This is a genomic window from Kribbella sp. NPDC023972 (assembly GCF_040639075.1).
In the GTDB taxonomy this organism is placed as follows: Bacteria; Actinomycetota; Actinomycetes; order Propionibacteriales; family Kribbellaceae; genus Kribbella.
Genome location: NZ_JBEZZH010000018.1, coordinates 40,839 through 49,890, shown reverse-complemented (window position 1 = coordinate 49,890; position 9,052 = coordinate 40,839). Strand labels below are relative to the sequence as shown.

Sequence of the window (9,052 nt, the reverse complement as noted above, 5' to 3'; positions counted from 1 at the left end):
AGAACCTCCTGGGGAAGTGCGCGTCCCCTTCGAAAGGCTGCTGGTGCCCGAGCGTCCTGACTCACGAGCAGAGCTCGCTCACAGTGGCGCCGCCGATGACTTTGTCCAGGCGGGCCGCGACCCTGCCTGCGTCGAAGCCGTCGCCCTCGACCGTCACCTGCAAGGTGCAGTCGTCGAGGGACAGCGAGAGTTCGCGGACGTCGTACGGGTTGAGGAGGACGGCGATGCGGGCCAGCAGGCCGTCGGTCTCCACCACGCGTGCGGTGAGGACGGTGACGGTCCGTTCGACCGCGACGACACTCATCGCGCGACCTCCTTGTGGCGGAGGAGGCCGTAAGTGACCCCGTCGACGAGGGCCTCCCAGGACGCCTCGACGATGTTGTGGCCGACGCCGACCGTCACCCAGGAGCCTTCACCGTCGGCGGTCTCGATCAGGACTCTGATGACGGCGTCCGTCCCGTGACCCTGGTCGAGGATGCGGACCTTGTAGTCGACCAGCTCGAACTTGTTCACCACCGGGTACGCGCGTTCGATCGCGGTGCGAAGGGCGTGGTCAAGGGCGTTCACCGGGCCGTTGCCCTCGCCGGTGACGATCTCCCGCTCGCCACCGGCGACCAGCTTCACCGTCGACTCCGACACTGCCTCGCCATCGGCGCGCGACTCGGTGATCACCCGCCAGGACTCGACGTCGAAGAAGCTGGCCCGCTGACCCGTGACCTCCTCGGTGAGCAGCAGCTCGAACGACGCGTCCGCGGCCTCGAACGTGTAGCCGCGGGCCTCCATCTCCTTGACCCGGTCGGTGACCCGGCTGACCAGTTCGCGGTCGTTGCCGAGGTCGAAGCCGAGCTCACGGCCCTTGAGCTCGATGCTGGCCCGGCCGGCCATCTCGGAGACGAGCATCCGCATGTCGTTGCCGACCAGGGCGGGGTCCGTGTGCTGGTAGAGGTCAGGATCCACCTTGATGGCGCTGGCGTGCAGCCCCGCCTTGTGGGCGAAGGCGGACACACCGACGTACGGCTGCCGGGTCGACGGCGGCACGTTCGTCACTTCGGCGATCGCGTGAGCGATCCGGAACGACTCGGCGAGCTTGCCGGCCGGGAGGAGTTTCAGCTCCCGCTTCAGCTCGAGGTTGGCGACGATCGCGAGCAGGTCGGCGTTGCCGGTGCGTTCGCCGTACCCGTTGATGGTGCCCTGAACGTGCGTGACGCCGGCCTCGACGGCGGCGATCGTGTTCGCCACCGCGCAGCCGGCGTCGTTGTGACAGTGGATGCCGAGTCGCGCGCCGGTGGATTCGAGGACGTCACGGACGATGTCCTGCAACTCCCGCGGCAGCGTCCCGCCGTTGGTGTCGCACAGTGCGACCACGTCGGCGCCGGACTCGGCGGCTACCCGTACCACCTCGAGCGCGTAGGCACGGTTGGCGCGGTACCCGTCGAAGAAGTGTTCGGTGTCGAGGAAGACCCGCTGGCCGTTCTCACGCAGGTGGCGGACCGTGTCGGCGACCATCCGGAGGTTCTCCTCGAGAGTCGTCCGCAGGGCACGTTCGACGTGCGCATCGTGGCTCTTGGCAACGAGTGTGACGACGGACGCACCGGAGTCGCGCAGCGCGGCGACCTGCGGGTCGTCGGCCGCGGCGGCCTCGGGCTTGCGGGTCGCACCGAAGGCGGCGAACGTGGCGTTGCGCAGGTGCAGCTCGGTCCGCGCCCGCTCGAAGAACTCGGTGTCCTTCGGCACCGCTCCCGGCCAGCCGCCCTCGATGAAGCCGACGCCCAGGTCGTCCAGATGCTGCGCGATGGCGATCTTGTCGGCCACGGACAGCGCCAAACCCTCCTGCTGCGCGCCGTCGCGCAGAGTCGTGTCATAGACGTGGAACTCGTCCGAGATGCTCATGATCGGCCTTCCGGAAGGGACTGGTCGGGACATACAAAAAACCTCCCGCAAGGTGCGAGAGGTCTGCGCGCTCAGGTACTGCTTGCTGAGCGCGCCTACGGAATAATGACCCGGTAGTTCTTCATGACATTTGGCAGTCTGCCACAAGAGGTCCGACTGATGACGAAACCGTCTCGCATCACGAACATCCAGTACGCAAACCAGTACTCCAGGGCCTGACAGAGTCCATCAGTTCGTAGAATCAGGCGGTGAGGGACCAGCCTGGGTCGTCCCAGGCGGTGTAGAAGTCGTCGCGGGTGAGCGGGCGCAGCCCCCACTCCTCGCGGTCGAGGGCCTGGTCGGTGAGCATGCCCTCGTCGTCCTCGAGACGCTGCCACCAGTAGCGGGTGAGCGTGCCGTCCTCGGCCGCGCCGAGCTGGCGGACCACGACCCACTCGCGCTCGTGCCAGACGGCCTCGTACAGCCAGTCGGTGCCGTCGTCGGCGGCGAGGGCGCCGTACGTGCGTGGGGCGGTGCCGCGGTCGAGATCCCGGATCAGCTGCACGGTCGCCCGCATCGCGGCCACGGTCTCGGGCGACCAGCCGCGCCGCTCGGCGAGCTCCGCGTAATAGGCCTCGACGTCGTCCGGGAAGGTGCTCATGGGCCCCGACCCTATCGAAACCGAACGGTGAACAGCGACCGTCCGTCCACATCCCCGACCTGAAAAGATGCTGTGAAAGGCGCCCCGGGGAGGACCGATGCGTGCCTTTGGCACGGTTCCGTTCTGGGGTACCCACACTGCCGCAGGCGCTTGTTCCTCGTGTACCTGCTGCCGGCGCTGGGAGACGCCGTACGCGGTGGCGGCGCCGGATGTTGCCCTTGGCATCTGTTGCGGGCGATCGTGCGGGCCGGTGCCGTACGTGCGACGACCCGCTCCTGAGTCAGGAGCGGGTCGTCAATCACGTGTGATCAGCAGACGCGGGTCATCCAGCCGTGGGGGTCGGCGGCGCGGCCGTACTGGACGTCGAGCAGGGCGCTGCGTACGGCGGCGGTCACCGGGCCACCGTTGCCGTCGGCCACCTGGACCTCGCCGTCCTCCCACTTCAGCGACGCCACCGGCGTGATCACCGCGGCGGTGCCGCAGGCGAACACCTCGCGGATCTTGCCCGAGGCGGCGCCGTCACGCCACTCGTCGATCGAGATCTTCCGCTCGGTGACGTGGTAGCCGAGGTCGGTGACGAGCTTCAGGATCGAGTCCCGGGTGACGCCCTCGAGGATGGTGCCGGACAGCTCCGGCGTGACGACCGAGTTGTCGTCGTGGACGAAGTACAGGTTCATCCCGCCGAGCTCCTCGACCCACTTCTTCTCCACCGCGTCGAGGAAGGCGACCTGGTCGCAGCCCTGCTCGATGGCCTCGGCCTGGGCGAGCAGTGACGAAGCGTAGTTGCCGCCCGTCTTGGCCGCGCCGGTGCCACCGGGAGCGGCCCGGGTGTACTCCTCGCTCAGCCAGATCCGGACCGGCTTGACGCCGTTGGCGAAGTAGGAGCCGGCCGGTGAGGCGATCACGCAGTACGTGACCTGGGCCGACGGGCGGACGCCGAGGAACGGGTCCGAGCCGAACATGAACGGCCGTAGGTAGAGCGACGTCTCGCCGCCGCCGGGCACCCAGGCACGGTCGATCTCGACCAGTTTCCGCAGTGAGTCGAGGAAGGCCGCCTCGGGCAGCTCCGGCAGCGCGAGCCGGTGCGCGGACCTCGCGAACCGGGCCGCGTTGGCCTCGGGGCGGAACAGGTGGATCGAGTCGTCGGGATGCCGGTACGCCTTCATCCCCTCGAAGATGGTCTGGGCGTAGTGGAACACCGCGGTGGCCGGAGACAGCTCCAGCGGTCCGAAGGCGGTGATCCTCGCGTCGTGCCAGCCGTTCTCCTTGTCCCAGGTGGCGATCGCCATGTGGTCGGAGAAGTTCTGCCCGAATCCCGGGTTCGCCAGGATCGCGGCGCGCTGGTCGTCGCTGGCCGGTTGGGTGGTTGGCTCAACGGTGAACTGCAGATCGGCGCTCATGCCGGCACCTCGCTGGCGCTCGGTTCCGGCATGAGCGCGATGGCGGCAGTGTTTCTTGTTCGCTCGCTACGCTCGCTCATAGCCGCACCGTACCTCTAGCCCGAGTGGTCATGCGAGCCTCAGCCGACTGCCCGCTTGGCGATCGCGTCCCCGATCTCGGCGGTGGATCGCGACGTTCCGGTGCGCTCCTCGATGTCGGCCGTGACGGCCGCCTCGATCGCGGCGGAGGCCTCGGTCAGGCCGAGGTGCTCGCACAGCAAAGCGGCGGACAGGATCGCGGCGGTCGGGTCCGCCTTCTGCTGGCCGGCGATGTCCGGGGCGGAGCCGTGCACCGGCTCGAACATGCTCGGCGCGGTCCGGTCCGGGTTGATGTTGGCGCTCGCGGCCAGGCCGATCCCACCGCTGATCGCGGCGGCCAGGTCGGTGATGATGTCGCCGAACAGGTTGTCGGTGACGATCACGTCGAACCGGGCCGGGTCGGTGACCAGGAAGATGGTCGCCGCGTCCACGTGCAGGTAGTCCACCGTGATCTCGGGGAACTCCTCGGCCACCGCGTCGACAATCCGCTTCCACAGGTGGCCGGCGTGCACGAGCACGTTGGTCTTGTGCACCAAGGTGAGCTTCTTGCGCGGCCGCGCCTGGGCCCGGGCGAACGCGTCCCGGACCACCCGCTCCACGCCGTACGCCGTGTTGACCGACACCTCGGTGGCGATCTCGGCCGGCGTACCGACGCGCAGGGCGCCACCGTTGCCGGTGTACGGGCCCTCGGTGCCCTCGCGGACGACGACGAAGTCGACCTCGCCCGGGTTCGCCAGCGGGGAGCCGACCGACGGGTAGATCTTCGAGGGCCGCAGGTTGACGTAGTGGTCCAGGGTGAACCGCAGCTTCAGCAGCAGGTTCCGCTCCAGTACGCCGGACGGCACCGTCGGGTCGCCGATCGCGCCGAGCAGGATCGCGTCGTGGCCGCGGATGCTCTCCAGTTCGGCGTCCGGCAGTGTCTCGCCGGTGGCGTGCCAGCGCTTCGCGCCGAGGTCGTACTCGGTCCGCTCGAACGTCACGCCGTACTGCCCGGCGACGATGTCGAGCACCTTCAGCGCCTCGGCGGTCACCTCGGGTCCGATTCCGTCACCCGGGACGACGGCCAGCTTGAAGGTCTTCTGGGTGCTCACTTCTTGGGTTCTCCCCCGTTGTAGAGGCGGTTGATGGCTTCTTGGGCAGCCCTGGCCTCGGGGGCGGTGTCCGCGGTACGGCGGGCCGGGCGGCGGCGCCGGGCGGCCTTCCGTTCCCGGGCGTCGATCGCGGGCCAGTTGGCTGGATACATGTCATACATGCTGCACTCCGAGGGTGTTCGCCGGCTGTAGGACGCTGACAGCTGCGGGCGGCATGATGAGCCCGAATTTACTCTGACGTCCGACTATTTCACCACTATGCGGGCAGGTTGTCCCGGGATGTGAGATCTCGGTGCGATGCCTGGACCGATGCTGTGCGACTCTCACCCGGTGAGTGCTCCTCCAGAACTGCCGCCGCTGGTGTCGGCGGCCCTCAGCCTGTCCGGCCGGCGCGGATTCGTCAGCTCGACCCGGAACGAGACCGGCCGGTTGCTCGCCACGCTGGCGGCGTCGAAGACCGGCATCGTCGGCGAGCTCGGCACCGGCTGTGGCGTCGGCTCGGCCTGGTTGCGCAGCGGCGCGACCGAGCAGACGAAGATCGTCACCGCGGAGAGCGATCCGCAGCTGGCGCAGGCGGTGGCGGAGCTGTTCGCCCAGGACGAGCGGATCGAGGTCGTCTCGGCCGACTGGACCGCGCTGATCGAGCGAGGCCCGTTCGCTTTGCTGTTCGTTGACGCGCGGGAGGCGAAGATCTCGGCCCGCGACATCATCGCCGACGTGGTCGAGCCCGGCGGCTTCGTCGTACTGGACGACTTCACCCCGTCCGCCGTGTGGCCGCCGATGTACGAGGGGCGGGTCGACACGCTGCGCCAGGAGTGGCTGATGGACAAGCGCTTCACCACCGTCGAGGTGATGGTCGCCGCCGACGCCGCCGTACTGCTGGCCACCCGGCGCTAGGCCTGCCTGAACATGAAGGCGGGCCCGAGCCATTGGGCTCGGGCCCTCATCGGCCGCCATGCGCCTGCGGGCGGCTGACTACCTCCAGTAAAGCAGCCGGCTGATTGAATCAGGCTTCCAGGTCCACGGTCCGGGCGGTGTCGGCCTGGACCACGGTGGCGATGTCGTCCAGGACCGCCGGCGCGATCGCGGAGTCGACGGCCAGGGCGACCAGCGCCTTACCGCCCTGGCGGTCGCGGCTGACCTGCATACCGGCGATGTTCACGTCCGCCTCGCCGAGGATGCGGCCGATCTGGCCGACGATGCCCGGCCGGTCCTCGTAGGTGAGGAAGGCCAGGTGCGCCGACAGCTCGATCTCGACGTCGAACCCGTCGATCTCGACCAGCCGCTGGGACTGCCGTACGCCGACCAGCGTGCCGCTCACCGACACCTGCGCGCCGTCGGCCAGCGTGCCGCGCAGAGTGATCAGGTTGCGGTGCTCCGGGCTGTCGTGGTCGGTGACCAGGCGCACCTCGAGACCACGCTCGGCCGCCAGCAGCGGTGCGTTCACGTACGAGACGTTGTCCTCGACCACGTCGGCGAACACGCCCTTCAGCGCGGCCAGCTCGAGCACCTTCACGTCGTACTGCGTGATCTCGCCACGGACCTCGACGTCGAGCTGCTGCGCGACGCCGCCGGCCAGCGCGGTGAAGATGCGGCCGAGGTTCTCGGTCAGCGCGATACCCGGCCGGACGTCCTCGGCGATGACGCCGCCCTGGACGTTGACCGCGTCCGGAACCAGCTCACCGGACAGCGCGAGCCGGACCGACTTCGCGACCGCGATACCGGCCTTCTCCTGCGCCTCGTCGGTGGACGCGCCCAGGTGTGGGGTGGCGACGACGTTCTCGAACTCGAACAGCGGCGAGTCGGTGCACGGCTCGGTCGCGAACACGTCGAGACCGGCGCCGGCCACCCGGCCCTCCTTCAGCGCGGAGTAGAGCGCCTGCTCGTCGACGATGCCGCCGCGGGCCGCGTTCACGATGATCACCTCGGGCTTGACCTTGTGCAGTTCCTCGTCGCCGATCAGGCCGATCGTCTCCGGGGTCTTCGGCAGGTGCACCGAGATGAAGTCGCTGACGCTCAGCAGCTCGTCGAGGGTGGCGAGCCGGACACCCATCTGCGCGGCCCGGCCGGCCTGCACGTACGGGTCGTAGGCGATCACGTTCATACCGAAGGCGGCCAGCCGCTGGGCGACCAGGACGCCGATCTTGCCCAGGCCGACGATGCCGACGGTCTTCTCGAACAGCTCGACCCCGGAGTACTTGCTGCGCTTCCACTCGCCGTTCTTCAGCGACTGGTCGGCGGCCGGCACGCGGCGCGCGGCGGCGAGCAGCAGCGCGACCGCGAGCTCGGCGGCGCTGACGATGTTGGAGGTCGGCGCGTTGACCACCATCACGCCCGCCTGGGTGGCGGCCTTCACGTCCACGTTGTCCAGGCCGACACCGGCCCGGGCGACGACCTTGAGCCGCTTCGCGGCGGCCAGGGCCTCGGCGTCCACCTTGGTGGCGCTGCGGATCAGGATGGCGTCGACGTCGGCGATGGCCGGGATCAGTTCGGCGCGGTCGGCGCCGTTGGTGTGCCGGATCTCGAAATCGGGGCCGAGCGCCTCGACGGTGGCCGGGCTGAGCTCTTCGGCGATCAGGACGACGGGCCGGGTTACGTCAGTCATGGGAGAAGTCTCCTGCAGAAGCGGTAGGGGCTCGTGATTTCAGAGCACCGCGCTGTGCCCGCTGTCACCGATAGTACCCGAGGTCACGACGAACCGGTCAGTCGGTATCACAGCTCTGCGCGTCGGTGACCGAGTTGCCCTGGTCGAGGCGGAGCTGGCCGCCGTTGCGGACGAGCAGGTAGCGCACGTCCAGCCTGTTGCAGGTCTCACCCTTGGCACCGGCGGCGTTCGGCGAGAACAGCACGACGAACGTCATCCGGACGTTCGCGCCGTCGACGCCGTCCCGGGTCACCTCGGTGATCTTGGCTTCGAAGAAGTACGACGTCTGGTGCTTGTTGCGGTCCCGCTCCTCCGGATACGCCCCGATCAGCCGCTTGGAGTACACCTGCTGCCGCAACCCCGCGAAGTCGTGCCGGTTGAGCAACGTCAGGTAGTTGCCGAGCAGCTTCTGCGACTCCACCGCCAGGGGCGTCGACGCGACGAGCAGATCCGGGAGCATGCCACTCTGCGGCCCGCGCGACCGCTCACAGGTGCCGCCCGCTTCGGGCGTGATGCTCGTCGACTTCGGTACGACGTACTGCCGCAACTTCTCCAATGGCACGATCGAGCTGGTCGCGAGCGTGTCGCCGGCGACCAGGCCGACCACCTCGCCGGACTTGCCGATGATCGGGCCGCCGAGTTTGGCCGTGTTCATCACCGTGCTCAGTGCCTGCGGCTGTTCCGTCGTACCGACGGATCGGGCGGTCAGGTCGCCCGCGGCGGTGTAGCCGAGGAGCGCGAGCTCGGCCTTCGGATCGGGGTTCACGGTGGCCAGCGGCACCGGCTCGTGCTCCAGCCGCCCGATCATCCGCAGCACGGCGACGCCGTCGGCGCTGCTGCCGAGCGGGTTGGCCCGGCGGACCCGGCCGTCCTCGGTCACGATCGCGATCGACAGCGGCTGCTTGATCGCGGAGTCGGCGGTCAGGATCAGGCCGTCACCGATCAGTACACCGGTTGCCTCGCCGGTGCCCTCACACGTCGTGGCCAGCACCCGGACGACGCCGGGCTTCACCGCGTCGAGGACCTGCTCGGTCTCGATCCGCAGGCTCTGCGCGCGGACGTACCAGCCGGCGCTCGCACCGGCGGCGAGGATCAGCAGGAAGACGACGAACCCGGCCAGGAACCGGCCGAACTTCCACGGCCGGCGCGGTGGCGGCTGCGGTGCCCGCGGCGTACTGACCTGGAGCTGGGTGAGCGTCGGCGCGCTCGCGGGGACCCGCCGAGGCGGCCGCGGCAGCTGCCTGCCGTCATCCACCACCGGTCACCTCCCCCCTCCGCACCCGAGCCGTCACCGATTGTGCCAAACCCC

Annotated in this window: 9 protein-coding genes; 1 reads left to right on the top strand and 8 read right to left on the bottom strand. The window is 69.1% G+C overall.

Annotated elements, in window-relative coordinates:
* Positions 1-61 precede the first annotated feature (61 nt).
* From AB0F43_RS37660 to AB0F43_RS37635, 6 genes are all read right to left on the bottom strand, one after another.
* A complete protein-coding gene (locus tag AB0F43_RS37660; RefSeq protein WP_360488570.1) occupies positions 62-304 on the bottom strand; it encodes a hypothetical protein in 243 nt (80 codons plus the stop codon).
* On the bottom strand, positions 301-1,890 hold the full coding sequence (cimA, locus tag AB0F43_RS37655) for a citramalate synthase (protein ID WP_360488567.1): 1,590 nt from the start codon (positions 1,888-1,890) through the stop codon (positions 301-303). The genes AB0F43_RS37660 and cimA overlap by 4 nt, the downstream gene beginning before the upstream one ends.
* A 241-nt stretch (positions 1,891-2,131) precedes the next feature.
* Positions 2,132-2,530 carry a hypothetical protein gene (locus AB0F43_RS37650; RefSeq protein WP_360488564.1) on the bottom strand — a complete coding sequence of 133 codons (399 nt, stop codon included), beginning with the start codon at positions 2,528-2,530 and terminating at the stop codon, positions 2,132-2,134.
* Between the two features lie 308 nt (positions 2,531-2,838).
* On the bottom strand, positions 2,839-3,930 hold the full coding sequence (locus AB0F43_RS37645) for a branched-chain amino acid aminotransferase (RefSeq protein WP_360488561.1): 1,092 nt from the start codon (positions 3,928-3,930) through the stop codon (positions 2,839-2,841).
* Positions 3,931-4,049: 119 nt separating this feature from the next.
* Entirely contained in the window at positions 4,050-5,099 is a 1,050-nt protein-coding gene (locus tag AB0F43_RS37640; RefSeq protein ID WP_360488558.1) for a 3-isopropylmalate dehydrogenase, read from the bottom strand.
* Positions 5,096-5,251: a hypothetical protein gene (locus AB0F43_RS37635; RefSeq protein WP_360488556.1), complete on the bottom strand. Its 156-nt coding sequence runs from the start codon at positions 5,249-5,251 to the stop codon at positions 5,096-5,098. Before AB0F43_RS37635 ends, AB0F43_RS37640 begins: the two co-directional genes overlap by 4 nt.
* 178 nt (positions 5,252-5,429) lie before the next feature.
* Between AB0F43_RS37635 and AB0F43_RS37630 the strand changes: the two genes are divergently transcribed.
* Positions 5,430-5,996 carry a class I SAM-dependent methyltransferase gene (locus AB0F43_RS37630; protein WP_360488553.1) on the top strand — a complete coding sequence of 189 codons (567 nt, stop codon included), beginning with the start codon at positions 5,430-5,432 and terminating at the stop codon, positions 5,994-5,996.
* A 109-nt stretch (positions 5,997-6,105) separates the two neighbouring features.
* On the opposite strand, the gene serA is transcribed toward AB0F43_RS37630, so the two are convergent.
* Both serA and AB0F43_RS37620 read right to left on the bottom strand, forming a co-directional pair.
* Positions 6,106-7,704, bottom strand: coding sequence for a phosphoglycerate dehydrogenase (gene serA, locus AB0F43_RS37625; RefSeq protein WP_360488551.1), 1,599 nt, complete (start codon positions 7,702-7,704; stop codon positions 6,106-6,108).
* A 97-nt stretch (positions 7,705-7,801) separates the two neighbouring features.
* On the bottom strand, positions 7,802-8,998 hold the full coding sequence (locus tag AB0F43_RS37620; RefSeq protein ID WP_360488548.1) for a serine protease: 1,197 nt from the start codon (positions 8,996-8,998) through the stop codon (positions 7,802-7,804).
* Positions 8,999-9,052 lie beyond the last annotated feature (54 nt).